Below are 26408 nucleotides of genomic sequence, written 5' to 3' on the forward strand. Positions count from 1 at the left end.
CTCCGCCAAGCTCTACGTCTCGAGCGCGCGCACGAGGGCCGAGGCGAGCAGGGCCACGGGCCGGTCGTCGTCGTGGGCGAGTTGCCGCAGGACGGGCAGGGCAACGTTCCCCGGCATCTCCGCGAGCGCCTGGACCAGTCGCACCCGCACCGCGGAGTCCGCGGCGGGTGCGGCGAGTTGGTCGACCAGCGCCCCCATGATCCGGTCGGCCCACTGCGGGTCCCGCGCCAGCGCGCCCAGGAGCTCGGCGGCCTCGACGTCGTTCGGGCCCTCGACCACCATGCCGAGCAGCGTCGGCACGGCTCGGGTCACGCCGCGCGCACCCAGGGCGAGGGCGGCATGCCTGCGGATCGTCGCGTCCATGTCGTCGAGCGCGTCGGTGAGCACCGCGGTCGCCTCGGCGGAGGGTAGCTCGGCGAGCGCCCGGACCGCGCGCCGCCGGACCTCGGGGTCGTCGGAGGTCAGCCCGGATGCCAGGCTCGCCACCCCGTCACCGCCGGCCCGCGCGAGGGCCCACCGCAGCGCCCCGGCGACGTTCGGATCGGCCTCGGTGAGGATGGCCTTGGCCAGCAGTTCGGCGGGGACCGACGCGGGCTCGGCCGGGGCCAGGACGGCCTGCTGCCGGCGCGCGGCACTTGGCGAACCGAGGCCGTGCAGGAGCTCGACGATGCGCGCGACGTCCTGCCAGCCGACGACCTCGGCCGCCTCGAACGTGCGGAGCCGCTCGAGGAGCTCGCGCTCCCGGTTCAGTCGCTCTTCGGTCTTGCGGATGAGATCGCCGACCAGCGTGGACGGGGTGAACCCCGCATCGTCGAGCGTGCGGGCGATCTGGCGCAGCGACAGCCCGAGGGACCGCAGACCCTCCACGTAGAAGATCCGCCGTACGTCGTCGGGGGTGTACTCCCGGTAACCGCCCACGGTGCGGCCCGTCGGCCGTACCAGCCCGAGCGAGTCGTAGTGCCTGAGCATCCGGGCGCTCACCCCCGAGCGCCGCGCCACCTCACCGATCAGCACGCGATCCATCCTGCCGGTCCTGGTCGACCGCGAAGACGGGAAGGTCGATCCCGGCGTCCGGATCGCGCAGGAGCCGCTCGGTGGCGCTCGCATGCGCACGCACCTCCGGGTCGTGATGGGTCAGCGCCGTTCGCAGGACCGGCTCCACCACGTCGCCGAGCGCGGCGAGGGCACGGCACAGGCTCAGGCGTACCTCCCGGTCACCACGGCCCAGCTGGGCGCCCAGCTCCGCGGCCAGCGCCTCCCTCTCCCCCTCGGGCACGAGCACGACTGCGGCGCGCCACGCGGCCCGCGCGACCTCGTCGTCGACGTCGCGCAGCAGCGACCGCGTGATCGCCGGCCACGCGCTGCGGTCCCCGATCTTGGACAGGGAGTGCAGCGCCTGGCTGCGGGCCTGTGCGCGTTCGCAGCGCAGCTCCGCGAGCAGCTTCGGCACCGTGACCTGCGGCGGGAGACGGGTCAGCGCCCACGTGAGCATGTCGCGCACGAAGAAGTCCGGCTCGACCGCGCATCGTGCCACGAGCGCGTCGACGAAGCCGGGCTCGGGATGCGTGCCGGCCGCCAGGGCCGCCTTCAGCCGCGTCGACGAGCTCTTGGCGGCCAGTGCGCCAAGCAGTGCCGAGTTCATGGGGACCACCTCCGGCACCCAGTCAAAGCCTTGTCACAGTGACAATGTCAAGCTCACCGGACAACAGCGAACGAACGTGGGGGCGGAGCAGATGACGGCGGCTCAGGGACGCAAGCCGGTCGTGGTCGAAGGGCTGGCCTGCGAGGAGCCGACCGTCATGGCGTGGCAGGACGGGGAGCGGGACCTGTGGTGGTCGCGGGCCGCGGCGCTCGACCACGGGCTGGAACAGCCCGACTGGGTGAAGGCGGCGACCGGCGCGGACCGGCTCTCCGAGCTGACCCTGCCGCAGGTCTCGTGGCTGGTGGCGAAGGGGCCCGAGGCGTCGGCGCGGGCGCTGCTCGCGGCGCCGACGCTGCTGCGGCACCGGCAGCGCATCGATGTGGGCCGGGTCGCGGTCGCCCGGTTCGAGCTGGACGCGCTGGCGCTCGCGCTCAGCGAGGCGGGTGACGCCGACCGCCGGGGGCTGCTGATGCTGCCGTTCCAGGGACCGGAGCCGGCCGCGTTGGTCGCGGGCTGGCTGCGGCACCTCGGTTCCGCGCGGCTGTGGGCGCGGCTGTGGCTGCGCCGGCACGCCGACACCGCGGCGCGGGCCTTGATCCCGCCCGCGGCCGGGCGCCCGGGCAAGGCGCGACGCAACGCCGAGGACGCGCTGCGCTACCTGGCCTCGATCGGCCACGGTCAGATCGTCGTCAAGGCCGCCGACGAGTACGGGTCGGCCGCCCTCGCCGCAATCGCTGCCCTGATCGAGCCGGCCCCCGGCGACGCCGGGCCGGAAGCGCGCAAGGGCAAGACACCGGCGTGGACGCGACCCGAGCGGCTGCCGCCGATCCGGCTGGCCGGCGGCGGGACGATGCCGCAGGACGAGGTCGCCCGGCTGGTCGATGCGCTGACCCGCGCACGCCTGGCGGAGGCGCCGGAGCCGGCGCCCGGGGACCCCGCGCCGCCCGGCGGCGGCCTGCCGCTGGTCGTCGAGGCGTCGGCGGCCGCGCAGCCGCTGGTATCCGCGGCCGACCCGCAGCTGGCGGGGCTGATCGCGGCCTGCGACGGACCGAGCCTGGCGGAGTTCGGGCGGGCGCTGCTGGACGAGTGGCTGGCGGACGACATGCCGGCGTCGGAGGCGTGGGTGGTGCTGGCGCAGGCACACATCGGCGACGACGCCACGATGGACAAGCTCGCGCCGCTGGCGCGGTCGTGGCCGCCGAAGAGCCGGTACGCGCGGGCGATCGACGGATTCGCGGTGCTGGCCACCGTCGGCACGGACCTGTCGTTGCGGCACCTGCTGGCGATCGAGGAGGGCATGTCGGGCGGCCCGACGAACGAACGGGTCACGGTCTACCTCACGCAGGCCGCCGCCCGGCGCGGGCTGTCCGTGCCGCAGCTGGCGGACCGCCTGGCGATCACGCACGGGCTGGACACCGGGGTCACCGTGGACTACGGGCCGCGCGCGTTCACGGTCGTCACGGACGAGCACCTCACCGCGTACGCCGTGGGCGCGGACGGGCGGCGCCTGGCCAGGCCGCCCAAGCCGGGCGTCAAGGACACCAATCCCGAGGCCTACCAGGAGTTCCAGCGGTTCAAGAAGGAACTGCGGGCGAGCGCGGCGGCGCACATCGCGCGCCTGGAGCGGGACATGCTCGCGCATCGGCTGCGGCCGGCGCGCGATCTGCCGGAGGTCCTGCTGCCGCACCCGATCCTGGGCCCGGTCGCGCGGCGGCTGCTGTGGGGCGAGTACGACCCGGGCAAGCGTCTGGTCCGGGCGCTGCGGATCGCGGAGGACGACAGCTTCGCGGACGTCCACGACGCGACCGCGACCGTCGACGCGGACGCGCCGCTCGGGATCGTGCACCCGGCCGAGCTCGGCGGGGACCTCGCCGGCTGGGCGCAGATCCTCGTCGACTACGAGATGCTGCAGCCCTTCCCGCAGGTGCACCGCCCGGCGGTCGCGCTCACCGAGGCGCAGCGCGCGGCGACGAGCCTGGCGGGATTCGGGCCGGTGGCGACGGACCGGGTCCGGGGGCTGCTGCACGGACGGTGGCAGGGCAACGCGTACCACGCGTCGAGAGGCCAGCACACCCAGCTGGCGCACAAGCTGCCCGGCGGGCTGACGCTGCTGGTCGAGCTGGATCCGGGCGTGTCGACGTCGGCCTACAACACCGTCGACGAACAGCGGATCACCGAGATCTGGGCCGACGACGCGTGGTCGGATCACTGGCAGGTCGCGCGGCGCACCCCCATGGGGCGCTGCGATCCGGCCGCCCTGTCGGAGTTGCTGGTCGAGCTCCGCACGCTGCAGGGCTGAGCGGGGGCGGCAGGGCCGGCTACGCGTACACGACGCGGCCCTTGCCGCCGGTCTTGGCGGCGTACATGGCCTGGTCCGCGTCGTGCATGAGTGCATCGATGGGGATCGCACCGTCCCACAGCGAAACGCCGACGCTCGCCCGCGGGGTCAGGTGGATGCCGCGGTACACCGTCGGCTGCTGCAGATCGCGAAGGAGCCGCTCGGCCACGGCACAGACGTCCTCGGCCGTGTCGACGTCGTTGAGCAGGACGGCGAACTCGTCGCCGCCCAGGCGGGCGACCGTGTCGCCGCCGCGGACGCCGGCCTGGAGGCGGCCGGCGACCACGGTCAGGAGGTGGTCGCCGGCGGCGTGGCCGTGCACGTCGTTGACCTGCTTGAACCCGTCCAGGTCGATGAGCAGCATGGCGACCGGGCGGCCGCCGGCCGCGTCCGCGCGGGCGGCGCCGATGCGCTCGCGCAGCAGGGCGCGGTTGGCCAGGCCGGTCAGGCCGTCGTGGGAGGCCCGGTGGTGCACCTCCTCGAAGGCGTTGCGCAGGACGCCCAGGGTCTCGTTCAGGGACCGTCCGATCTGGCCGACCTCGTCGTCGCGGTCCAGTTCGACCCGGCGGCTCAGGTCGCCGCGGGCCACGCGGGCCAGCACGTCGACGACCTGGCGCAGCGGGCGGGAGATGGCCCGCGCGGTGAGCGCGGACAGCAGCAGCGCGGTGAGGGTGCCGGCGGCCAGCAGCCCGGCGGTCAGCTGGGCGTTGCGCCTGGCGTTGGCCTTGGCCCGTTTGGCGCCCTCGGCCACGGCGTCGACCAGCTGGGCCAGGAAGGAGCCGGCGCGGTCCTTCACGGCCCGCGCGATGGACTCCGAACGGACCAGCACGACGGCGGCGGCCTTGCGCTGGTCGCCGGTCCGGGCGGCGTCCAGCGCGGCGTCGCGGGCGGTGCGCCACATGCCGACGGTGGCGGTGAAGCCGCGCAGGCCGGTGCGCTCGTGCTGCGGCAGGTCGATGGCGCGCAGGGTGGCGATGCGGGCGTCGATGTCGCGGTCGGACTGGACGATGACGTCGGCGTAGGTGTCCCGGTAGAAGCCCGGGTCCGAGAGGATGTACGCCAGGACGGCCTCCAGCTGGGAGCCGACGCTGGAGCGCACGTGGGTCATCTCGTCCAGGGCGCGGACGTTGACGTTGTACTCGCGGTCCTGCTCGTGGATCAGCCGGTTGAGGTTGACCAGGCCGAAGATGCCGGAGGCCAGGAAGATGACCGTCACGACGAGGGACACGCTGACGATCTTCGTGGCGATCCGCAGATCGGCCAGTCGTCGTCGCAACCCTCGCATGGATCGATCATCGGCACGGCACCGGCCGGATCAAGCCGGCCAGCCGGTCTCGATGCGGTGCAGCACGGTAGCGGTGTCGGCGCCCTTGATCCAGTCGGTCATGCCGGTCCAGAACGTGCCGGCGCCGACGGTGGCGGGCATCTGGTCGGAGCCGTCGAAGCGGAAGGTGACGCCGGGGTCGGTGAGCAGGCTCGCCGACAGCTTCTCGATCGGGCTGCCCAGCACGGACTTGTCCAGCTCCTTGTTGGCGCTCACCACGCCGCCGGTGCGGGCCCGGTTGTCGGCGAAGTCGGGGGTGGACAGGTAGGCGGCGACCGCCTGCACCTCGGGGCGGTCGGCGAACGCGCCGGCGAACACCCCGGCGCCCAGCACCGGGCGACCGGCGGCCGGGTCGACCGGCGGCAGGTAGAACGCGTAGATGTCGCCGTCCTCGGCCACGGAGGCGTTGGCCGGCCACCAGTTGGCGTAGAACGACGCCTGCCGGTGCATGGCGCAGGTGTGCTGCAGGATCGGCAGGCCGCCCTCCTGGAATGCCGTCGTGGCGATGCTCTCGACGCCGCCGTAGCCTCCGTTGACGTACTTCGGGTTGCGCAGGATCCCGCCGACCCGGTCGAGCGCGGCCACCACCCGCGAGTCGTCGAAGGGGATGCGGTGCCCGACCCAGTCGTCGTAGACGGAGGGCCCGGCGGTGCGCAGCAGCGTGTCCTCCAGCCAGTCGGTGACCGGCCAGCCCGTCGCGCCGCCCGACTCGATGCCGGCGCACCAGGGCTTGATCCCGGTGGCGGCGATGCGGTCGCTGAGCCCGAGCAGTTCGTCCCAGGTCCGCGGCACGGTGTACCCGTGCGCGGCGAAGAACTTCGGGGAGTACCACACGAAGGACTTCACGTTGGCGTCGATCGGCGCGCCGTACAGCACCCCGTCCACGGTCCCGTAGCGCTTCCAGTCGGCGGAGAAGTACTTGTCGACGTTCTCCACGGTCGCCTTGGCGGCCGGCTCGAGCTTCCCGGTGCGGGCCATCGCGGCGAGCAGCCCCGGCTGCGGGAAGAACGCCAGGTCCGGCGCCTTCCCGGCGGCAACGTCCCGTGGCAGCTGGGCCTCGAAGTCGGCGCTGCCGGAGTAGTCGATCGTGATGCGGGTGCAGGTCTGGAACGACTCCCACGCCTTGATGAGCTTGTCCGCCTCCACGTCGCGGATCGACGACCGGACGGTGACCGTGGTGCCGCGGTGCCCCTGGTACGCCGCGAACCCCGCACACCCCGCGTCGGCGGCCGGCCCGCCGGTGTCGGAGCCGGCGCACGCCCCCAGCAACGCGGCGGCCGTCGCCAGCGCCGCAATCCGCGGTACCGCTGCAAAAACCATGAAGGCAGCATAAGCACAGAAAATTGCGCGAAACGGACTGCCGAAAAAGGCGCAACCAAGACGTCTTAACGGCCGGAAAAGGTTGTCCGCAACGGTTGGACATTTTGGCCGATACCCGCACGGGTGTGGGTGAGATAGGTGGTGAGGAATGTCACGACTCTCCACACAGGCCGTGCATAGCTCGTAGCGTCGCCGACGGCCCCCTGGGGTCGAACCGAGGAAATGTCCGTTTAGCCCGGTACTTCGGGTCAGCGCCGGCATCATCGTGGCGCTCCACCCGAGACACGCGCGAGTGCACCGGGCCGGTCCGGGAGTCGAACTGAACGCTCGCCAGCCGCTGCACCGCATCGCAGCAGGCACCGCAGCCCTTGCCCTGTACACCGTCTGGCTCGGCCCCTCCGCGGCCGCCGCCAACCCGAAACCCGCGACGGCCGCGGTGAACGCCGACAGCGGCTCAGCCACGCTGACGCTCGCCGAGCAGGAGATCCTGCTCACGGCCTACGAGAAGGCCGACCGCGCCCACCGGGTGCACCTCGAACCCATCGCACCCGTCCGGCCGGACGGGCCGGTCTCCCCTCCGGCGCCCGCCCCGCCGAAGACCACGTCGAAGCCGCCCGCTACGACGGCGACGAAGAAGCCGGCGACCTCGACGAGCAAGTCGACGTCGCCCACCAAGTCCGGGAAGTCGGCGACCGTGAGCAAGTCGTCGTCGACCGCCGGCATCGCGCCCCCGTCCGGGGCCGCCGGCACCGTGGTGTCGTTCGCGCTGGATCAGGTCGGCAAGCGGTACGTGTACGCCACCGCGGGGCCGAACACGTACGACTGCAGCGGCCTCGTGATGGCCGCCTACGCCAAGGTCGGCATCAAGCTGCCGCACCAGAGCGAGCAGATCGCGGCCCGCGGGCGGCGGGTGCCGTCCGGGCAGTGGATGCCCGGCGACGTGATCCACATGCCGGGGCACGTGGCCATCTACATCGGCAACGGCAAGATGGTCGAGGCGGCCAACCCGTCCGCCGGCGTCCGGGTCGCCCCGGTGCGCGGCGGCACGGCGTACCGCTTCCTGTAGGCCCACTCCGCTGACCGGCCTTCGGGCGGGCACCCTTTCTCTCACCTTGTGCCCGCCCGGACCGATCAGCCCGATATGAGCGGATCTCGCCGGCCCGCGCTGCTCGTGCCGGTCCTGTGGTTGTCCGACCGGGTGCGCACGAGCACCCGGTTGGCGGTTCTGGTGGTGGTACTGCTGGTGCCCGGTCTGGGCACCACGTGGGCGTACACCGGCTCCGTCGGCGGCCGGATCGGCCTCGCCGCCGCCGAGCACGACGGCAGCGAGGTGGTGCTGCCCGCGCTGTCGGCGATGACCGACCTCGCGGCCGGCCGCACCCCCGACCTGACCAGGCTGCGCAGCCTCGTCTCCGCGCGCCCGCGGCTGCGGCTGGACGAGCGGATGGCCGCGGTGCCGACGTCGGGCGGGCCGGCCGCCGCCGTGGCGATCGGGGCGCTCATCACCGCGGCCGGCGACAACTCCAACCTGACCCTCGACCCCGACCTCGACTCCTTCTACGTGATGGACGCGCTCGTCGTGCAGCTGCCCAAGGCCCTCACCGCCGCCACGGCGGCCGCCGCCACGGACACCACGGCCGCCCTGGACGACCGGGTGGCCGCCCGGGCCGTGCACGCCGGCGCGCTGGACTCGGCGGCCACGGCGATCCGCGCCGGGGTTCAGACCGCGACCGGCCACACGTCCGACCCGGGCCTCGGCGGCGACCTGACCGCGATGAGCGCGGCCGCCGACGCGCTGTCCGCCCTGTCGGGCACGCTCACCGCCGGCCTCGCCACGCCCGGCCCGGTCGACGCGAGCGCCGCCGCGGCCAAGGTGCGCCAGGCCCTGGACCCGGCCACCGGGGCGCTGCAGCGGCTGCTCGACGCGCGCGTGGCCAACCTCTCCCGGGACCGCAAGATCAACCTCACCGTCACCGCGGTCACCGCCGTCATGGCGATCTGGTTCGCCGCCTCGGTCTGGTGGCGCACCCGGCACGACGTCCACCTCGCCGTCTCCGCCGTCACCGCGACCGCCGAGGGCGACCTCGGCCCCCGTGAGGTGCCCTCCGGCCGCGACGAGCTCGGCGACATCGGCCGCGCCCTGGAACGCTCCCGGCTGCGCCTGGTCGACCAGGACGAGCAGCTGCGCGGTGCCCAGCGGGTGCGCGAGGAGCAGCTGCACGCGAGCTTCGAGCAGCAGCGGGAGAGCCAGCGGCAGCTGCGCGAGCGGGCCCAGAGCGTGGTTGACGAGTCCGTCGGTGCCATCTCGGGCGAGCTGCAGGACGTCGTGGACCAGGTCGGCGAGGTGCGCACGGCCGCCCGCACGATCGAGGAGCGGGTCACCGAGGCCGACCGGGCCACCGTCTCCGTCGTCGAGCGGGCCTCGGAGGCCGAGCGGGTCGTCGCGGCGCTGGGCGACAGCCTGCGCCAGGTCGACGGGACGACCCAGCTCATCGCCGGCATCGCCGCGCAGACCCGGCTGCTGGCCCTCAACGCCACCATCGAGGCGGCCCGGGCCGGCGAGGCCGGGCGCGGCTTCACCGTCGTGGCCAACGAGGTCAAGGACCTGGCCGGCACCACCGCCGAGTCGACCGAGCGGATCGCGGCCACCATCGCCGAGCTGGAGCGCACCGCGGCCCAGATGACCGGCACGATCCGGGACATGCTCGCCGGGGTCGCCGGCATCGGCGAGACGACCGAGGTGCTGCACAGCGTGGCCCAGGCCCAGTACGTCACCGTGGAGCGGCTCACCGACCGGGTCGGGCAGACCATGGAGCGCATCAACGGCATGTCGGCGCTGGCCGAGCGGCTGGAGCGGCGCCACGCCGAGCGGATCGCCGCCTCCGGCCCGGTCCGCTTCGGCATCGACGGCGGCGCCGAGCTCGTCGCCGCCCGGCTGATGGACCTGAGCACCGGCGGCCTGCGCTGCCAGGCCGACGCCGACGTGCCGGTGCGCACCGGCGACGCGGTCTCGGTCGAGCTGACCATGGAGGGCAACCCCGTGCGGCTGCACGCCCAGGTCGTGCACTGCGTCACGCAGGGCGCCCAGACCGAGGTCGGCCTGCAGTTCCTGGCCCCGGACGCCGCCACCGTGGACCGCATCCGGCGGTTCGTCAACGCCACCGGCTGAACCGCTGCCGCACGGGTCATCCGATGACGGGGAACTCGCTCGATCACCCGGATCCGGCGGCGGCCGCCGTGGTACGCAAGACCCAACAAAGGCGTACCGAACGGATCAATCGTGAGTCTCTCTCATGGCCGGCTGATGACTCCTGGGCACCTTCGCTCCGGTGCGCTCACCGCGCTCACCGCCGCCGTCCTGCTGCTGGGTGCGTGTTCTGCCACGCCCGCGCCGAAGAGCGCGAGCCCCGGCGACCATCACACGCCGGAGGCCATGCCTGGAATGAACATGCCCGGCATGGCCACGTCCGGGCCGCCCGGGAGTTCGGGCGGGGCCACCGGGCCGGGCGCCGCGCTGCCCGGCATGCCGCCGCTGCTCGACTCGCGCGACGTCTACGCCGCGGACCGGCCCGGCGCGCTCGCCGGCGCGGTCAGGAACGACCCCGTCCGGGTGTACGTGCCGAACCTTGGCAGCGACACCGTCTCGGTCATCGACCCGGCGACGTACAAGGTCATCCAGACGGTCGAGGTAGGCAAGGCACCGCAGCACGTCGTGCCGGCCTGGGACCTGCGAACGCTGTGGGTGAACAACAACGACGGCAACACACTGACCCCGATCGACCCGGCGACCGGCGCGTTCGGAACACCCGTCCCGGTCGAAAACCCGTACAATCTGTACTTCACCCCCGACGGCAGGTTCGCGATGGTTATGGCGGAGCTGTTGCACCGCATCGACTTCCGGGACCCGCACACGATGGCGATCGTGCGATCGGTGCCGGTCAACTGCTCTGGGGTGAACCACGCCGACTTCTCGGCCGACGGCCGCTACTTCATCGCGACCTGCGAGTTCTCCGGCGACCTGATCAAGGTGGACGTCCAGCGTCAGGAGGTGGTCGGCCAGCTGCACCTGCCACGCGACGGGGCGATGCCGCAGGATGTCAAGATCACCCCAGACGGGCGCACCTGGTACGTCGCCGACATGCACACCTCCGGCGTGTGGATCCTCGACGGGGACGCGTTCACCGTGCGGATGTTCCTGCCGACCGGGGCCGGCGCGCATGGGCTGTACGTCAGCCGCGACTCGAAGCGCCTCTACATCGCCAACCGGGGCGAGGGTTCGGTGTCGGTCCTCGACTTCGCCACCGGCACCCTCGTCGCCAAGTGGCAGATCCCCGGTGGCGGCAGCCCGGACATGGGCGGCGTCTCGGCGGACGGCAAGGTCCTGTGGCTTTCCGGCCGGTACAACGGCGAGGTCTACGCCATCTCCACGGATGACGGGCACCTGCTCGCCCGGATCAAGGTCGGCGCCCAGCCGCACGGGCTGTGCTTCTGGCCGCAGCCCGGCCGGTACTCCCTCGGCCACACCGGCATCCTGCGCTGACACGGCGGCTCCCAGGGCATGACACCAGCCGAGGCCCGACACCGCCGGATGCGCCCGGCCGCGGCCCCGGGCAGTTGTTCTTCATGGTGGCGGACGCGGCCAGCCACGGCTTCGAGGTCGGTCCGCGCAGTCCCGCCTCGGCAGCCGGTGCCTTCAGTCGCGCCACTGGCTGCCGAAGAGGGCCCACAGGCGGGGGTAGTAGCGGGACAGGTCGGTGGACTTCAGGCGGAACCAGGCCAGATCGTCCGGGTTGGGGCCGGAGCGGACCAGGACGGCACGCTCCTCGAACAGGATGTCGCGCACGTCGCCGTCCAGGTCGGGGCGGTCGAACCCGATCTCGACGGCGACGCCCTCCAGTTCCTGCCACATCGGCAGGTCCGCGTCGGTCCGGTCGGCGTACGGGATGGCGGCCAGGCGGCGCACGGCCGGGACCGCGGCCAGGGTGTCCGGGTCGGCGACGGCGGCCTCGTAGGCGGCGCGGCCCAGGCCGACGAGCCACATCTGGAAGTCATGGAAGCCGTCGGTGCCGCTGTGGCCGGGCATGATGATGTCGGCGGCGCGCCACAGCCGGGCGGTGTCGGCCGGCTTGCGGGTGGCGTCCAGCAGCTGTGCCCAGTCGAGCAGGTGGCGGCGCGGGGCCCTCGACAGGCGCTGCCGGAGAATCTCCAGGCGCCGGTCGGGGGTGGCGCCGTCGTGGGCCGAGGCCTCCAGGATCATCCAGAACTCGTCCGCGTTCACGGTTACTGCACGGCACCGCAGGTCTGGTCGCCCGGGCCGGCCTTGACGACGATGCCGAAGTAGGACGGGGACTGGCGGGCCTCCATCGCGACCGGGCCGCAGGACCAGCGGGCGAGCTTGTTGTCGGCGGCGGCGGGCTGGGCGCGGCCGGCCAGCCATTGCAGGGTCGGCTGCGTGAACCAGTCGTCGGTCAGGGTGGCGGCGGCGCAGTCCTTGACGTGGTCGCGGTCTACCTGCTTCAGGGTCAGGGAGCCGTCGCCGGGCTCGGGCGGGGTCGCGGTTCCTGCAACGGCGGGGTTGGCCTCGCACGTCACGGTGAACAGGGCGGGGCCGGAGTAGGACATCAGGACGCTGAGGTCGCCGCTGCCGCCGAACTGCGCCATGTCGACGAACACCCTGGCGGTCTTGCCGGACGTGTCGGGGTCCAGCGGTACGCCGACCAGCGCCTCGAACCGCTCCACGCTCGCCGGCAGGCGGGTCAGCGCGGTGGCCGTCGGACGGGGGGCCTCGTCCTCGGCGGCGCGGTCGGCCGCGGTCTGGTTGGCCGAGCGCAGGTCCAGGCCGATGTACAGCGCGGCGCCGATCAGCACCAGGGCGGCGATCGCCCCGGCCACGATCAGGATCCCCCAGGAGCGGCGGGGCTCGGAGTCCTCGTCGTCCAGCACGGAGCAGTTGATACCACGGGCCGGGCCCGGTTCGCCGCCCCGAGTCGCCCGGCGCGGCCCCTGCGGCATCGAGCAACGTGAAAGCATCAGGGTGAGAGGGTGATGGCGGCATGGCGACGCGGTTCGGCGAGGTGGCGGACATCTATGACGATGCCCGGCCCGGCTACGACGCGCCGGCGCTGGCCCGCGCGATCGCCGGCTACCACGGCGCCCCGCCCGGGCGGGTGCTGGAGGTCGGGGCCGGGACCGGCAAGGGCACCGAGGTGCTGGCCCGCCTCGGCGGGGAGCTGACCTGCGTCGAGCCGGACGAGCGGATGGCGGCGGTGCTGCGCTCGCGATTCCCGGCCGCGGAGGTGGTGGTCGCGCCGTTCGAGGAGGCCCGGGTCGAGCCGGCCGACGTGCTCGGGTGCGCGCTGGCGTGGCACTGGCTGGATCCGGGGCGGCGGTGCCGGCTGGCGGCCGAGGCCCTTCGGCCGGGCGGGACCCTCGCGGTCTTCGGGCACCGCTACGCCTACGCCGATCCGGCGCACGCCGCGGCCATCGACGCCGCGTTCCTCGCGCTGGAGGGGCGGGCTTCCGCGGTACGGCCGGAAACCGAGGCCTTCGACGACATCCGCGGGTCGGGGTGCTTCACCGGCGTGCGGCTCGAGCGGTCCAGCCGGCACCTGCCGATGGCGGCCGGGCAGTACCTCCGCCTGGTCCGCACCTTCGGGCCGTTCCGCGCGAAGAGCCCGGCCGACCAGGAGCGGACCATCGAGGCGCTGGCGGCGGCCCTCGACCGGATCGGCGGGGAGATCGTGCTGGACCTGCGGGGCACCCTGACGCTGGCTCGAAAGCCATAGCGGGAACGGCCGACGTTCAGCGCGCGCGCAGCCCGTCGACCAGCAGGTCCAGGAGGCGGCCGGCCTGCTCGCGCCGCTCCGGTCCGCCGGCCGCCAGGGAGACGCCGGTGAGCGCCGTGAGCACGTCCAGCGGGTCCACGTCCGCGCGCAGACCGTCTCCCAGCAGGCCCGAAACCGCGCCGACGAGCAGGTCCCGGCTCTGCGCGAAGGGCTGGCCGCCGGCCGCGATGACCTCGCGTAGCGCCTCCGCCAGGCCATGCTTGGTCGCCATGTAGTCGATGTAGCCGTCCATCCAGGCGCGCAGGGCCTCGGCGGGGGGCAGCTGCGCGCGAAGGCGCGGGGCGGCGTCGCACAGCCGGGCGAGCTCCGCGCGGTACACCTCCTCGATCAGCGCCTCCCGGGTCGGAAAATGCCGGTAGAGCGTGCCGATGCCGACCCCGGCGGCGCGGGCCACCCCCTCCAGGCTCACCCCGGCGGCCGAGTCCGTGCCCGAGAACGCCTTCAGGGCGGCCTCCAGCAGGCGCTCGCGGTTGCGCCGGGCGTCCGCGCGCAGGGGACGGGCGGTCTCGGGGTGGGTCACGTCACACTCCAGGGGGGATGAATCGGAGGCTCCTCCGGTTACGGTTGAGGCATCTGGAGGATCCTCCGGTTCATATCGTACCGCTGAGCCTCGAAGGGAAAGATCATGACCTTCGGATTCGACACGACTGCCGCCGAGGTGCTCGACGGGGTCGACCTGTCCGGCCGGCGGGCCGTCGTCACGGGCGGCGCCTCGGGAATCGGCGTCGAGACCGCGCGGGCCCTGGCCGGGGCGGGCGCCGAGGTGACCCTCGCCGTGCGCGACCCCGCCGCGGGCGGGCGCACCGCCGCCGACATCGTCGACACCACCGGCAACAAGGGGGTGCACGTCGCCCCGCTCGACCTCGCCGGCCGCGCATCCGTGCGCGCGTTCGTCAGCGGCTGGGACGGCCCGCTGCACATTCTCGTCAACAACGCGGGCGTCATGGCCTGCCCGCTCGGGCGCACGCCGGAGGGCTGGGAGCTGCAGTTCGCCACCAACCACGTGGGCCACTTCGCGCTCGCCACCGGCCTGCTGCCGGCGCTGCGGGCCGCGGACGGCGCCCGGGTGGTCGCGGTCAGCTCCAGCGCCCACCACTACTCCCCCGTCGTCTTCGACGACATCCAGTACGAGCGGCGCGAGTACGAGCCATGGCCGGCCTACGGGCAGTCGAAGACGGCGAACATCCTCTTCGCCGTCGAGGCCGACCGGCGCTGGTCCGGCGACGGCATCCGGGTCAACGCGCTGCACCCCGGCTCGATCCGGACCAACCTGCAGCGGCACGTGCCGCGCGAGGAGCTGGACCGGATGGCCAAGGCGGCCCTCGGAGACCGGCCGCGCCGGTTCAAGACCACCGAGCAGGGCGCGGCCACCTCGGTCCTGCTGGCCACCGTGGACGGCGTCGGCGGCCGCTACTTCGAGGACTGCGCCGAGGCGCCCGTCACCGAACCCGGCGCCTTCAGCGGCGTCGCCCCCTACGCACTCGACCCCGAGGCCGCCGAGCGCCTCTGGGCTGTCACCACGTCCCTGGTCAAGGAGTCATCGTGAGCTTCACAGCACAGACCACCGCCGCCGAGGTGCTCGACGGCGTCGACCTCACCGGGCGCCGGGCCGTCGTCACCGGCGGCGCCTCCGGCATCGGCGTGGAGACCGCGCGGACCCTGGCCGCCGCGGGCGCCGAGGTGACCATCGCGGTGCGCAACGCCGAGGCCGGCGAGCGCACCGCGGCCGATCTCGTGGCCGCCACCGGCAACAAGCAGGTCCACGTCGCCCCGCTCGACCTGGCCGACCAGGCCTCCGTGCGGGCGTTCACGGCCGGCTGGGAGGGGCCGCTGCACATCCTCGTCAACAACGCGGGCGTCATGGCCTCGCCGCTGGGCCGCACGCCGCAGGGCTGGGAGCTGCAGTTCGCCACCAACCACCTCGGCCACTTCGCGCTCGCCACCGGCCTGCTGCCGGCCCTGCGGGCGGCGGGCGGCGCCCGGGTCGTGGCCGTCGCCTCCGCCGCGCACCTGCGCTCGGGCGTAGTGTTCGAGGACATCCACTTCGAGCGGCGCGAGTACGAGCCGTGGCTGGCCTACGGGCAGTCGAAGACGGCGAACATCCTCTTCGCCGTGGAGGCCGACCGGCGCTGGTCCGGCGACGGCATCCGGGTCAACGCGCTGCACCCCGGCGGGATCCGCACGAACCTGCAGCGGCACGTCGACATCGACGAACTGGCCCGCGGCATCAAGGCCAGCACCGGACAGGAGCTCAGCTGGAAGAGCGTGGAGCAGGGCGCGGCGACGTCGGTGCTGCTGGCCGCCTCCCCCACCGTGGCGGGCGTCGGCGGGAAGTACTACGAGGACTGCCAGGAGGCCAGGCCCAACGTGCCGGGCGAGCGCACCGGGGTCGCGCCCTACGCGCTGGACCCGGAGGCGGCCGCCCGGCTGTGGGACGTGTCCGTGGCGACGATTCAGAGCACGTTGTAGCGGCTCAGCGGCTCGATCAGCTCGCGCTCCTCGTACGCCAGATGCGACAGGAGCGTGTCGGTGAGCAGGTCGACCGCCTCCTGCACCCTGGCGATGCCCTCCGGATCGGTGACCATCGCCACCAGCGCCGCGTCGACGCGCTCGAGGACCTCGGCGATGACGTGGTGCTCCGCCTCGAGGCGGTCGACCACCGGCACGAGCCGGGGGTCGGCCGCCCGCAGGCGCGGGAACAGGCTGACGTCCTCGATGGTGTGGTGCGTGGTGACGACCCGGCAGTAACTCTCGCAGTACGTGCCGAGCGTCCAGTTGTTCTGCCGCATCGCCATCGTGTTGATCATCGAGCGGGCCAGGCCGAGGTCGATGGCCCCGGCCGTGACCTGGTCGACGAGGTCGCGCACCTGCGCCAGCTCCTGGCGCAGGTGGTTGTGCACGTCGACGAGGTGCTGGCCGGAGGCGCGCTGGCGGGCGTTGTAGGCGACGCTCAGGTCGCTCTCGGGGCCGGCCGGGCGCTCGGCCTCGTCCCACAGCCGCTCGCCCGAGAGCCGGACCCCGTCATCGGGCGTGGGCGTCGCGAGCGTCTCGTTGCGCACCCGGACGACGGCGGGCGCCGGCGCGGCGACCTCCACGATGTCGCCGGATACGTCTGATGCGTCGGATTTGCCGATCGCACCGCCGTGCGAGCGCTCCGCGGCCACCAGCTCGCGGACCGCGGGGGCGACCTCCAGGGCGAAGCGCTCCAGGTCGGCGTCGCCGCCCGCGGAGACCATCAGGATGAAGGCGCTCATCCCCTCGGTCACCGCCAGCTCAGCCAGCTGCTCGACCCAGACCTTCGGCGGCCCCTGCAGGAACTCCCGCCCGTCGCCGCGGAACGTCCCGCCGATGTTGTACAGCCGCCGCACGTCCTGCGGCCGCCGCCCCGCCGCCACCGCGGCCTCGTCGATGCGCCGGTTGGCCTCGCCGAGCTGCTCCGGCGGCAGGTACGGCGCGCTGGGCAGCCACCCGTCGGCCGCCCGCCCGATCAGCGCGAGCATCCGCGGCTTGTAGCCGCCGACCCAGATGCCGATGTCGTGGGCGGCGCCGGGCCCGGGGTGGGCGCCGTCGAGGGTGTAGAAGTCCCCGCCGACCCGGGCCGAGCGCGCGTCGCTCCACAGCGCGCGGATGACGGCGATCGCCTCCTCGAGAGCCTGCAGCGACTCGGCCGGGCTGCGCCGGGGGCCGCCCAGGCCGGCCACCGCGTCCCAGAACGCGCCCGCGCCCAGCCCCAGCTCCACCCGGCCGCCGCTGATCAGGTCGAGGCTGGCCGCGGCCCGCGCGAGCACGGCCGGCGGGCGCAGCGGCAGGTTGGCCACGTTGGGGAACACGCAGATGCGCTCGGTCTGCGCCGCGATCGCGGTCAGCAGGGTCCAGGCGTCGAGGAAGCGCGCCTGGTACGGGTGGTCCTGCACGCTGGTCATGTCCAGCCCGAGCTCCTCGGTGCGCGCGGCGAGCCGCAGCGTCTCCGCGGCGCCGGCGGCATCGGGCGGCAGGAAGGTCCCGAAGCTCAGGTCGTGGCCATAGTCTGTCATGCAGATAATATGTCATGCAGAACGTTCCGGGCGCAAAGTGGTTCGTCTCACGGTACCGGCAACCGGACCCGCGGGTGGTTCCGTCTTCTACGGCATGAGGGCACCGGACGAGGCCGAGTTCCGCGAGTTCGCGACCGCGCGCATGGCGGGCTGGCGGCGCACCGCCTACCTGCTGGGCCGCGACTGGGACCTGGCCGACGACCTCGTCGCCACCGTGCTGGGCAAGCTGTACCGCCAGTGGCCGCGCCGGGCGGGGATCGCCAGCCTGGACGCGTACGTCAACACGATGCTCGTCCGCGCCCTGCTGGACGAGCGGCGGCGGCCGTGGCGGCGCGAGCATCCGGCGGAGCTCGACGCCGAGCGGGCCGGCCCGGCCGGACCGGCGACGCCCGAGGAGGGCACGGTCGACCGGCTGACCCTGGACGCGTACCTCGGCCAGCTCGGCGCCCGCCGTCGGGCCGTGCTGGTGCTGCGCTTCTACTGCGACCTGTCCGTGGAGGAGACCGCCGAGGCGCTGGGCATCTCGGTCGGGACCGTGAAGAGCCAGACGGCGCGCGGGCTGGAGACGCTGCGCGCTCTCGTGCCGGTGAGGGAGTCATGACGTACCGCAGCCTGTTCGACGAGACCATCGGGCACGAGCCGGCGCCGCGGCATTCGGTCGAGGAGCTGATCGTGCGGTACCGCCGCCGGGTCCTGATGCGGCGACTGGCCGGCGCCGGCGCCGCGGCCGCGACCCTCGCGGTGGTGGCCACGATGACGGCCGCACTGTCCTCGCCCCCGCCGCCCGGCCCGGCGCCCGCCGCGCCGACGTCCGCCGCGAGCGCCTCGCAGGCGCGCAGCCTGATGGGAGCGGAGCCGCCGGAGCCGGCCGAGCGGGCGCGGGCCCGGCTGACCGAGGGCATCGCCGCGGCGATCCGGACGGGCCTGCCGGACGCGCACCTGGACGCCCCGCTGGAGGTCGAACGGGTCGACGGGCCGTCGCTGTCCTACCAGAGCACGCAGGGGCTGACGGTCGACGGGCGGCCGGCGACGCTGTGGGTGCACGTGATGCGCCGGTCCGCCGCCAGCACCTGCACGCCGACGTCGACCCCGCCGTCGCCGGGTGACCCGGCCGGCGCCGGGCCGCACACCTCCTGCGACACGCAGCAGGGATCCGGCGGCGAGCGGATCGTCACCCGGCTGACGACGGGCGAGGTCCAGGGCGGGGCCACCTTCGTCGTGTACGTCGACCGGAGCAACGGCGAGACCGTGACCGTGGGCGTGCAGTTCCTGGGCGCGGAGCCCCGGATCGGCCGCACCCAGGTGACGGCGATCGCCCTGGACTACCGGGTCACGCTGTATCCCTGAGCCCGGGCCCGGCACGGGCGAAGGCCTCGATCGCGTCGAGTTGGGCCGGGGTCAGGGGCCGGCGTCCTCGACGGGCGCATGACAGTGGCGTCGCAGGCCCCGGTGTCGATCCGGGCACTCCACCCTTATGAGGGGCGGCCGAGCAGCCAGCGCTCAGCCTGCGGCTGGACAGTCCACAGTGGATGACACACGTTCGGTGAGACCATGGCCGGACTCGAACCGGCGTCTACCGCTTTGCAGGCGGTCCCCTGGCCACTTGGGTACATGGTCGTGCCGGTACTGCCGCGCTTGGTCCGCGCGTGCGGGTGGAGGGATTCGAACCCCCTCAGCAATGCGACTGGGTTACAGCCAGCCCCGACTCTCCTACGTCGGCGCACCCGCGGGGCGAGCCCGGCCGGCCCCCGTCGCTGCCGGGCCGAGCTCGCGTGGTGTGTTGCACGTGGTGGCAGGGGCGGGATTTGAACACCGCGATCTCCGGCTTATGAGACCGGCGAGGACGACCGAACTCCTCTACCCTGCGAGTGCGCCGCCAGGGACTCGAACCCCGAACCAACCGGTGAAAAGCCGGGCGCTCTACCGTTGAGCTAGCGGCGCGCGGAAGCGCGGACGGGACTCGAACCCGCACGTGTCCTGGGTGAAAACCAGGCGACTCTCCCAATTCGTCCACCGCGCCGTGCCGATGTTGCCGTGCTGATGGTGCCGTGCTGATGGTGCCGTGCGTACCCCCGGCGCGAGTCGAACGCGCACCGTCGACGTCCTCAACGTCGTGCCTCTACCTTTGGGCTACGAGGGCATGGAAACCGAGCGGCAGCCGGGACTTGAACCCGGGACCTTCGCCATGGCAAGGCGACGCTCTACCTGACTGAGCTACAACCGCATGTTTGGTACTGCGCACCGCCGACCGGAATCGAACCGGCGACCTCGGCCTCGACAGGGCCTTGCTCTCCCGCTGAGCTACGACGGCATGACTGACACGAGCGGTAGCGGGGACTCGAACCCCGTCACGGCCTGCTTGGAAGACAGGTGTCCTGCCCGTTGGACGACTACCGCAGGCAACACGTCGCCCGTCCGGGGGTTGAACCCGGTCTGCCGGAGTGAGAATCCGGAGGTCTACCTGCCGCAACCTCACGGGCGAGAGCTGGGTGCCTGTTGAATCCCCCCGGACACCCAGTGGACCTGAGCGGATTTGAACCGCTGACCGTCGGTCTGCCAGACCGATGCGCTACCGCTGCGCCACAGGCCCGTACCTATTTTTGAACGCGTGCCATTCACTGTGGACTTGTCAATGTTCGAATCCACCGGCGAATATGCCGGGGCGTTATTCCACGAGCCCGTGGAATGCCACGAAAAAGCCGCCCGGTCCCCGGTCGGGGTGGGCGGCGGAGGCGTCGCTAGCCGGTTGCTAGCCGCTCCACCCACCCGGGGCGTCTTCACCTTTCAGACAGCCGAGACCAGCACAAAGGGCATAGCCGTAGCAGGCCCCCGCGCCGAGCGGCATCTGCCGCGTCAGCTCGAAGTCGGGGTGCCGCTTCATGGCCAGCTCCTTGTCGTCGTAGTGTCCCGCGCCGGAGTATTTCCCGGCGCTGATGAATACAGTACGCATTCTTCGGCGCCCGCACAATGCATTAATCGGCACGCGATGACGACGCCTGCACGCGATCCCGGGCACCGATCTTGACCAGGATGCGTTTCACGTGCGTTTTCGTGGTCGGCTCGGCGATGGTGAGCAGGGCGGCCGGCTCGGCATCGAACGTGGCCCAGCGCCACGGGACCGGCCCGGGCCGCACGTCGCCCGGGCCTACCCTGTACCGATGAGCTTCGACTTCGACCGGTGGGCATACGACCCTGCGGCGCAGCTGCCCGACGAGGACTTCGACCTCATGCTGCACCACGTGTCGTTCCTGCCGTTCCTCGTCGACACCGCCGCCGACCCGGCCTGCCCCAAGCAGCGCTACTGCGCGGCGGTCCTCGAGGAGTACACCCTCCGGCTGCTCGCCGGCGGCATGGAACTCGACGCGGTCCGGGCCGCCGCCGCGCGCGGGCGCGGGCGCGCCCTGGCCGGCGAATGGGCCGCCTACGCCGAGCGGGTCCTCGGCTACCACGACCGGCCCGGGCCGGTGAACCGCGCGAAGGCCGAGCAGATGGCCCATGACCTGCTCGTCGGGGATCTGCGCAGGCACTCGATGCGCGGCGTGCCGCTCACCGTGGCGCTCGCGGACCCCGACTCGCACTGGGTCGGCGAGCTCGGGCTGCCCTATCCGCACCTGCTGTACATCCACCGCCGCACCGGCGCCTTCCGGCCCGCGTTCCTGCGCCCGCTGCCGCCGGCGGAAATCGCGGCGGTCCGCTGAGGTCCACCCGTGGGTGGCGGCGCCGCGTTCTGCGACGAAGCAGTACGCGCGTACCAGCTCAAGGCCCGGGCCCAGGCGTGATAGTCCGGGACTCGCTCGTTGGCGAAGAACTGCACCTCGCCCAGCGAGCCGCCAGGATCAGACCGGCCAGGCCGGGTCGGTGGCGATCGCCTGCAGTTGCTGGACGGTCAGCGGCGGCTCGGCCCGGGTCGCGGTGTTGGTCTTCTCGTGCACCGCGTTCCACGTGCCGATCACGATGCGCACGTGGTCCGGCCGATAGACGTCGGCCATGCGCAGCTTGATCCGGTTGTGACCGGCGTCCTCCGAGGGGCCGTCGGTCAGCACGACGAGCGTGCCGTCCGGCAGTGTCGACTCGGTGCAGCGGGTGCCGGCCGGCATGCCCCGCTTGGCGCAGGAGAACAGATCCATCGGGGCGTCGCCGACGGGGCGGCGGGACGGCGGTTCCGCGAAATGCGGCTGCACATTGACCTGGACCTTGCCGCGGCCGGCCGGGTCGGTGAGGATCACCTCGGCGAACCCCGGGCTGCTGAACGGTTCGGACGTGGCCACGCCGGCCGGCAGCAGCCGCTGCAAGGTGGCGAGCACGACGTCCCCCGGCACATCGGCACGCCGCCCGCCGGGGCTGGGGCTGGGACTCGGGCCGGGGCCGGTCGGGGCGGATGAAACCACCACCGGCGCCTGAGCGGTCGTCGATGCTCCGCCCGATCGGTCGACGGCCAGCGCGGCGGCGCCGATCGCGACGCCCAGCACCGCGACCCCGCTGACCAGCATCGTGAGCCGCTGCCGGGTCCGGACCCGGTCGGCCCGAGCGAACACCGCCGAAGGCCCGGTCCCGATCGCCGGCTCGTCGAGCTCCACCGCCTGGCTCAGCGCCGTGCGCAGTTCATCCAGCGGCATCAGAGCACACCTCCATCACTGAACATGAGTTCCCCCAGACTTCCGGCGAGGATCTGGCGCAGCGCGGCCAGGCCCTTGGCCGACTGACTCTTCACGGTGCCCTCGCTGACCCCGAGCACTGCCGCGGTGTCCTCGACACTGCGGTCCTCCCAGTAGCGCAGCACGACAGTCGCGCGCTGCCTGGCCGGCAGGGTGCGCAGCGCCGCCAGCACCGTGAGCGCCACGGCCTGGTCACCGGCCACCGCCGGCGGTTCGGCCGCGGCCGCCGGGTCCGCCCAGTTCCGCTCGCGCCGGCGCGACCCGCGCCGGTTGTCGTCCAGGTAGACCCGCAGCAGGACCTGCCGGGAATATGCGTCGAGGCTGTCCACCCGCCCGCGCCGCGCCGCCACCACGACCCTGGCCAGCGCGGTCTGCACGAGATCCTCGGCCCGATGCCACTCGCCGCACAGCAGGTACGCGGTGCGACGCAGGTGCACATACCGGGTCTCGACGAACTCGTGCAGGTCGGACTCGATCTCCTTGTTCACAGGCACCCCCTTCACCACACCTAGACCGGTGCGGCGCTCAGGCGGGTTGCCTCAGCAGCCGGACGAATACACGACGGCGGTCACGCGCTCGCACCGCACCCGCCCGGCCGGCCGGCCGGAACGACCATGGGCGAGCCGCACGCTGGACTGCGACAGCTTTTCAGGCTGCCGTACGGCGCCTCGGGGACAACGCCGACCTCGGCGTGCCCGATCGCGGTGCAGAAGGCGAGCGAGCGCTTCAGGTCACTGACCCGTAGCGCGCAGCGTGCGCATCCTCAAGCGACCCGGACCGGCTCGACGCGCCAGATTCTTTCGCAGTAGTCGCGGACGGTTCGGTCGGAGGAGAAGAAGCCGCTTCGGGCCGAGTTGAGGACCGACATGCGGGCCCAGGCGTCCTGGTCGCGCCACGCCTGCTCGACGCGCTCCTGGCAGTCGAGGTAGGCGCGGTAGTCGGCCAGGGCCAGGTACTCGTCGCGGCCCAGCATCGAGTCGACCACCGGGGCGAAGAGGGAGCGGTCGCCCTTGGCGAAGGTGCCGGCCGCGATGGTGTCGATGGCGGCTCGCAGGTCGGGGTCGCGCTCGTAGTACGCGCGGGGGTGGTAGTCGCGGCGCAGCTCGGCCGCCTCCTGGGCGTCGAGGCCGAAGAGGAAGAAGTTCTCGGCGCCGACGCGGTCGCGGATCTCGATGTTGGCGCCGTCGAGGGTGCCGATGGTCAGGGCGCCGTTGAGGGCGAGCTTCATGTTGCCCGTGCCCGAGGCCTCCTTGCCGGCCAGCGAGATCTGCTCGGACAGGTCGGCGGCCGGGATGATCCACTGGGCCCGGGTCACGTTGTAGTCCGGCGGCAGCACGACCTTGAGCCGGCGGGACACCACGGGGTCGGTGTTGACCGTCTCGGCGACCGCGTTGACCAGGTGCAGGAGCAGCTTCATCGCGTGGTAGCCCGGGGCCGCCTTGCCGCCGAAGAGCACCGTGCGGGGTGCCACGTCCAGGTCCGGGTGCTCGCGGAGCCGGTTGAACAGCGTGACGACGTGCAAGAGCTTCAGGTGCTGCCGTTTGTACTCGTGGAAGCGCTTGATCATCACGTCGCACAGGGCGTCGGGGTCGATCACCACGCCCGTCGAGCGCTCGACGTGGGTCGCCAGGTCGACCTTGTTGGCCCGCTTGACGGCCCGCCAGCGCTCCAGGAACGCCGGGTCGTCGGCCGCCCCGGCCAGCCCCTCGAGCCGGTCCAGGTCGGTGAGCCAGGACTCGTCCCCGAGCCGCTCGGTGACCAGCGCGGACAGGCGCGGGTTGGCCAGGCGCACGAACCGCCGCGGGGTGATGCCGTTGGTGACGTTGTGGAACTTCTGCGGCCACAGCTCGGCGAAGTCGCGCAGCGTGGTCGCGGTGAGCAGCCGGGTGTGCAGCTCGGCGACGCCGTTGACCGCGGTGCTGCCGACGACCGCCAGGTGGGCCATGCGGATCCGCTTGTCCGGCTCCTCCTGGATGATCGAGAGCCTCCGGAGGCGGTCGAGGTCGCCGGGGTACGTCGCCTCCACCTCCTGCAGGAAGAAGTGGTTGATCGCGTAGATGATCTCCATGTGGCGGGGCAGCAGCCGCTCCACCACCGCCACCGGCCAGGTCTCCAGGGCCTCGGGCAGCAGGGTGTGGCACGTGTAGTTGAAGGTGCGCCGGGTGATCGACCAGGCCAGGTCCCAGTCCAGCCGGTACTCGTCGACCAGCAGCCGCATGAGCTCGGTGACGGCCATGACCGGGTGGGTGTCGTTGAGCTGGATGACGACCTTGGCCGGGAACGCGTCCCAGCCGGTGTTGCGCAGGCGGTAGCGCCGGATGATGTCGCGCAGCGAGCACGCCACGAGGAAGTACTGCTGCTTGAGCCGCAGCTCGCGGCCCTGCTCGGTGCTGTCGTCGGGGTACAGCACCTTGCTGATGTTCTCGGCCCGCACGATGTCCTCGACGGCCTCCTTGTACTGCCCGGCCCCGAACCGCGACAGGTCGAAGGACTGCCGGCTGGCCCGGGCCTGCCACAGCCGGATGATGTTGACGGTCTGGGTGCCATACCCGGGCACCAGCATGTGGCTGGGCTCCCCGCGCACGACCTCCCCGGGCGTCCACTGCCGGCGCAGCCCGGTCGGGTCGTCCAGCGCCGCGGCCGTCGTGCCGTAGAAGCCGACCACCTGCCGGTCGTCCGGTGCCGGGAACTCCCATGGGTTGCCGTAGAACGTCCAGTCGTCGGGCCGCTCGACCTGCGCGCCGTCGCGGAACGCCTGCTTGAAGATGCCGAACTCGTACCGTATGCCGTAACCGACGGCCGGGATGTCCAGCGTCGCCATGGAGTCCATCAGGCAGGCGGCCAGCCGCCCGAGCCCGCCGTTGCCCAGCCCCGGCTCGACGTCGTAGCTCTCCAGGGCCTCGAGCGTGACCCCGAGCTCCTCGGCGATCGGCCGCACGAACCGCTCGGTGTCGGTGTAGAGCAGGTTCTGCCCCAGCTGCCGCCCGAGCAGGTACTCCGCGGACAGGTAGTACACGAACCGCGGGTTCGCCTCGTAGTGCGCCGCGGCGGTGCGCGCATACCGCTCCACCAGCCGGTCCCGCACGGTGAGCGCGAGCGTCTGGTAGCCGTCGGAGCCGCTGGCCGACTCGAGCGTGGTGCCTCGCTGGTAGTACAGGTTGCTGATGAGGTCCCGCTCGAAGTCCTCGAGTGTGCTGCCGACGGAGCGCATCTTGGGGTGGGGGCGGTCATCGGTCACTCGTTCAGTATTCCGCGCCCACCCCGCCGTCTCCGACCCGTCCCGGGAAGTTGGGCACGCCGCGCGGGATAATGTCCGGAAATGTCCCTCAGGCCGCGCCGAGGGCGTCGACGATGCGCTTGGCGGCGCCGGCCAGGCCCCAGCGCTCGGCCAGGGCCATGAGGCGGTCGGGGTCGGCGGGGACGGCGGGGAGCTTGGTGTCCAGCGCCGGGATGGGGACGGTCCGGGAGACGGCCACGACGTCGCGGGCGGCGGCCAGGTACTCCCGCCCGGCCTCCAGCTTGCCGCGCAGGCCCGGCGCGAAGCCCGACGCCGGGTCCTCGAGGGCCGCCAGGATGCCGTCGAGGCCGCCGTAGCGGTCCACCAGGCGGGCCGCGGTCTTCTCCCCCACCCCGGCGACGCCCGGCAGGCCGTCGCTCGGGTCGCCGCGCAGGGCGGCGAGGTCGGCGTAGCCCGCGGCCGGGACGCCGTACTTGGTGTGCAGGGCGGTGTCGTCGAGGACCTCGAGCTTGGCGACGCCGCGGCCGCAGTACAGCACCCTGATCGGTTTCTGGTCGTCGATGAGCTGGAAGAGGTCCCGGTCGCCGGTGGCCACCTCGACGGGGCCGTCCTCACGGGTGGCCAGGGTGCCGATGACGTCGTCGGCCTCGAAGTCGTGGGCGCCCACGGCGGCGATGCCGAGGGCGGAGAGGAAGTCGAGGATGACGGGGACCTGGACCTCCAGGGCGGCCGGCACCTCCTCGCCGCCGGCGGGGGTGAGCCGGTGCGCCTTGTAGGAGGGCAGCAGGGCGACCCGCCAGGCCGGGCGCCAGCTCTCGTCGAGGCAGCAGACCATGCGGTCCGGTCCGCGGCCGCGGATCAGGGTGGCGAGCATGTCGAGGAAGCCGCGCACGGCGTTGACCGGCGTGCCGTCGGGGGCCTTCGCGGCGGCCTCGGGCACCCCGAAGTACGCCCGGAAATAGAGACTGGCGGAGTCGATCAGCAGCAGAGGGCGGTCCACCGGGCCAGACTA

The 26408-nt window shown here is 72.9% G+C and carries 24 protein-coding genes and 11 tRNA genes; 10 read left to right on the forward strand and 25 right to left on the reverse strand.

Translation table 11 applies throughout. The features are described from left to right. Positions 1-12: 12 nt before the first annotated feature. Together AB0M46_RS10675 and AB0M46_RS10680 are read right to left on the reverse strand one after the other, a co-directional pair. Positions 13-1014: a HEAT repeat domain-containing protein gene (locus tag AB0M46_RS10675; protein WP_363334703.1), complete on the reverse strand. Its 1002-nt coding sequence runs from the start codon at positions 1012-1014 to the stop codon at positions 13-15. Then, a complete protein-coding gene (locus AB0M46_RS10680) occupies positions 1001-1642 on the reverse strand; it encodes a HEAT repeat domain-containing protein (RefSeq protein ID WP_363334630.1) in 642 nt (213 codons plus the stop codon). Before AB0M46_RS10680 ends, AB0M46_RS10675 begins: the two co-directional genes overlap by 14 nt. 91 nt (positions 1643-1733) lie before the next feature. Between AB0M46_RS10680 and AB0M46_RS10685 the strand changes: the two genes are divergently transcribed. Continuing rightward, positions 1734-3941, forward strand: coding sequence for a DUF4132 domain-containing protein (locus tag AB0M46_RS10685; RefSeq protein ID WP_363334632.1), 2208 nt, complete (start codon positions 1734-1736; stop codon positions 3939-3941). Between the two features lie 19 nt (positions 3942-3960). Here AB0M46_RS10685 and AB0M46_RS10690 read toward each other — a convergent pair whose 3' ends face one another. After that, positions 3961-5265, reverse strand: a complete 1305-nt coding sequence (locus AB0M46_RS10690; RefSeq protein WP_363334634.1) for a diguanylate cyclase — start codon at positions 5263-5265, stop codon at positions 3961-3963. A 30-nt stretch (positions 5266-5295) separates the two neighbouring features. Further along, positions 5296-6624 carry an extracellular solute-binding protein gene (locus tag AB0M46_RS10695; protein ID WP_363334636.1) on the reverse strand — a complete coding sequence of 443 codons (1329 nt, stop codon included), beginning with the start codon at positions 6622-6624 and terminating at the stop codon, positions 5296-5298. Between the two features lie 292 nt (positions 6625-6916). On the opposite strand from AB0M46_RS10695, the gene AB0M46_RS10700 reads away from it, so the two are divergent. From AB0M46_RS10700 to AB0M46_RS10710, 3 genes are all read left to right on the forward strand, one after another. Further along, entirely contained in the window at positions 6917-7690 is a 774-nt protein-coding gene (locus AB0M46_RS10700; protein ID WP_363334638.1) for an NlpC/P60 family protein, read from the forward strand. A 75-nt stretch (positions 7691-7765) separates the two neighbouring features. Then, positions 7766-9793 carry a methyl-accepting chemotaxis protein gene (locus AB0M46_RS10705; RefSeq protein WP_363334639.1) on the forward strand — a complete coding sequence of 676 codons (2028 nt, stop codon included), beginning with the start codon at positions 7766-7768 and terminating at the stop codon, positions 9791-9793. 111 nt (positions 9794-9904) lie between these two features. After that, complete coding sequence (locus tag AB0M46_RS10710) at positions 9905-11164, forward strand: YncE family protein (RefSeq protein ID WP_363334641.1); 1260 nt, start codon at positions 9905-9907, stop codon at positions 11162-11164. A gap of 153 nt (positions 11165-11317) precedes the next feature. On the opposite strand, the gene AB0M46_RS10715 is transcribed toward AB0M46_RS10710, so the two are convergent. Both AB0M46_RS10715 and AB0M46_RS10720 read right to left on the reverse strand, forming a co-directional pair. Continuing rightward, the gene (locus AB0M46_RS10715) at positions 11318-11902 is read right to left on the reverse strand and encodes a DUF4240 domain-containing protein (RefSeq protein WP_363334643.1); all 585 of its coding nucleotides are present in this window, start codon (positions 11900-11902) and stop codon (positions 11318-11320) included. A gap of 2 nt (positions 11903-11904) precedes the next feature. Next, positions 11905-12567: a hypothetical protein gene (locus AB0M46_RS10720; RefSeq protein ID WP_363334645.1), complete on the reverse strand. Its 663-nt coding sequence runs from the start codon at positions 12565-12567 to the stop codon at positions 11905-11907. 110 nt (positions 12568-12677) lie between these two features. On the opposite strand from AB0M46_RS10720, the gene AB0M46_RS10725 reads away from it, so the two are divergent. Next, complete coding sequence (locus AB0M46_RS10725; RefSeq protein WP_363334647.1) at positions 12678-13409, forward strand: class I SAM-dependent methyltransferase; 732 nt, start codon at positions 12678-12680, stop codon at positions 13407-13409. 16 nt (positions 13410-13425) lie between these two features. Here the strand turns inward: AB0M46_RS10725 and AB0M46_RS10730 are convergent, their stop codons facing one another. Beyond that, positions 13426-13989: a TetR/AcrR family transcriptional regulator gene (locus tag AB0M46_RS10730; protein WP_363334649.1), complete on the reverse strand. Its 564-nt coding sequence runs from the start codon at positions 13987-13989 to the stop codon at positions 13426-13428. A gap of 105 nt (positions 13990-14094) precedes the next feature. On the opposite strand from AB0M46_RS10730, the gene AB0M46_RS10735 reads away from it, so the two are divergent. Together AB0M46_RS10735 and AB0M46_RS10740 are read left to right on the forward strand one after the other, a co-directional pair. Further along, positions 14095-15015, forward strand: coding sequence for an SDR family NAD(P)-dependent oxidoreductase (locus AB0M46_RS10735; protein ID WP_363334651.1), 921 nt, complete (start codon positions 14095-14097; stop codon positions 15013-15015). Further along, the gene (locus AB0M46_RS10740) at positions 15012-15938 is read left to right on the forward strand and encodes an SDR family NAD(P)-dependent oxidoreductase (protein WP_363334653.1); all 927 of its coding nucleotides are present in this window, start codon (positions 15012-15014) and stop codon (positions 15936-15938) included. The genes AB0M46_RS10735 and AB0M46_RS10740 overlap by 4 nt, the downstream gene beginning before the upstream one ends. Here AB0M46_RS10740 and AB0M46_RS10745 read toward each other — a convergent pair. Then, a complete protein-coding gene (locus AB0M46_RS10745) occupies positions 15923-17503 on the reverse strand; it encodes an LLM class flavin-dependent oxidoreductase (RefSeq protein WP_363334655.1) in 1581 nt (526 codons plus the stop codon). The genes AB0M46_RS10740 and AB0M46_RS10745 overlap by 16 nt on opposite strands. A 94-nt stretch (positions 17504-17597) precedes the next feature. Here AB0M46_RS10745 and AB0M46_RS10750 point away from each other — a divergent pair, with 94 nt between their 5' ends. Both AB0M46_RS10750 and AB0M46_RS10755 read left to right on the forward strand, forming a co-directional pair. Continuing rightward, on the forward strand, positions 17598-18104 hold the full coding sequence (locus AB0M46_RS10750) for a SigE family RNA polymerase sigma factor (RefSeq protein WP_363334657.1): 507 nt from the start codon (positions 17598-17600) through the stop codon (positions 18102-18104). Beyond that, positions 18101-18850 (forward strand): hypothetical protein, encoded by a 750-nt coding sequence (locus AB0M46_RS10755; RefSeq protein WP_363334659.1) that lies wholly within the window; start codon positions 18101-18103, stop codon positions 18848-18850. The genes AB0M46_RS10750 and AB0M46_RS10755 overlap by 4 nt, the downstream gene beginning before the upstream one ends. A 199-nt stretch (positions 18851-19049) precedes the next feature. Here AB0M46_RS10755 and AB0M46_RS10760 read toward each other — a convergent pair. The 13 genes from AB0M46_RS10760 to AB0M46_RS10820 all read right to left on the reverse strand — a co-directional run bounded on the left by AB0M46_RS10760 (position 19050) and on the right by AB0M46_RS10820 (position 20637). Beyond that, positions 19050-19120, reverse strand: a tRNA-Cys gene (locus tag AB0M46_RS10760). Positions 19121-19150: 30 nt separating this feature from the next. Next, positions 19151-19231 (reverse strand) — tRNA-Tyr (locus AB0M46_RS10765). Between the two features lie 59 nt (positions 19232-19290). Continuing rightward, positions 19291-19370: transfer RNA gene (locus AB0M46_RS10770), tRNA-Met, on the reverse strand. A gap of 2 nt (positions 19371-19372) precedes the next feature. Next, positions 19373-19444, reverse strand: a tRNA-Lys gene (locus tag AB0M46_RS10775). 4 nt (positions 19445-19448) lie between these two features. Beyond that, positions 19449-19523, reverse strand: a tRNA-Glu gene (locus AB0M46_RS10780). Between the two features lie 47 nt (positions 19524-19570). Next, positions 19571-19643 (reverse strand) — tRNA-Leu (locus AB0M46_RS10785). 10 nt (positions 19644-19653) lie between these two features. Then, positions 19654-19727 (reverse strand) — tRNA-Gly (locus AB0M46_RS10790). Positions 19728-19742: 15 nt separating this feature from the next. Continuing rightward, positions 19743-19814, reverse strand: a tRNA-Asp gene (locus AB0M46_RS10795). Positions 19815-19826: 12 nt separating this feature from the next. Further along, a tRNA-Gly gene (locus AB0M46_RS10800) sits at positions 19827-19900 on the reverse strand. A 10-nt stretch (positions 19901-19910) separates the two neighbouring features. Beyond that, positions 19911-19984: transfer RNA gene (locus AB0M46_RS10805), tRNA-Glu, on the reverse strand. A gap of 37 nt (positions 19985-20021) precedes the next feature. After that, positions 20022-20093 (reverse strand) — tRNA-Ala (locus tag AB0M46_RS10810). Positions 20094-20252: 159 nt separating this feature from the next. Beyond that, entirely contained in the window at positions 20253-20453 is a 201-nt protein-coding gene (locus AB0M46_RS10815) for a hypothetical protein (protein ID WP_363334661.1), read from the reverse strand. A 22-nt stretch (positions 20454-20475) separates the two neighbouring features. Then, on the reverse strand, positions 20476-20637 hold the full coding sequence (locus AB0M46_RS10820; protein WP_363334705.1) for a hypothetical protein: 162 nt from the start codon (positions 20635-20637) through the stop codon (positions 20476-20478). A 24-nt stretch (positions 20638-20661) separates the two neighbouring features. Between AB0M46_RS10820 and AB0M46_RS10825 the strand changes: the two genes are divergently transcribed. Continuing rightward, entirely contained in the window at positions 20662-21201 is a 540-nt protein-coding gene (locus AB0M46_RS10825) for a hypothetical protein (protein ID WP_363334663.1), read from the forward strand. Between the two features lie 138 nt (positions 21202-21339). Here AB0M46_RS10825 and AB0M46_RS10830 read toward each other — a convergent pair whose 3' ends face one another. From AB0M46_RS10830 to AB0M46_RS10845, 4 genes are all read right to left on the reverse strand, one after another. Then, complete coding sequence (locus tag AB0M46_RS10830) at positions 21340-22119, reverse strand: hypothetical protein (RefSeq protein ID WP_363334665.1); 780 nt, start codon at positions 22117-22119, stop codon at positions 21340-21342. Then, entirely contained in the window at positions 22119-22646 is a 528-nt protein-coding gene (locus AB0M46_RS10835) for a SigE family RNA polymerase sigma factor (protein ID WP_363334667.1), read from the reverse strand. The genes AB0M46_RS10830 and AB0M46_RS10835 overlap by 1 nt, the downstream gene beginning before the upstream one ends. A 275-nt stretch (positions 22647-22921) precedes the next feature. Then, positions 22922-25396, reverse strand: coding sequence for a glycogen/starch/alpha-glucan phosphorylase (locus AB0M46_RS10840; RefSeq protein WP_363334668.1), 2475 nt, complete (start codon positions 25394-25396; stop codon positions 22922-22924). Between the two features lie 88 nt (positions 25397-25484). Beyond that, positions 25485-26396 (reverse strand): 5'-3' exonuclease, encoded by a 912-nt coding sequence (locus AB0M46_RS10845; protein WP_363334670.1) that lies wholly within the window; start codon positions 26394-26396, stop codon positions 25485-25487. Between the last annotated feature and the right edge of the window lie 12 nt (positions 26397-26408).

This window comes from Dactylosporangium sp. NPDC051485 (genome assembly GCF_040682015.1).
Taxonomy (GTDB): domain Bacteria; phylum Actinomycetota; class Actinomycetes; order Mycobacteriales; family Micromonosporaceae; genus Dactylosporangium.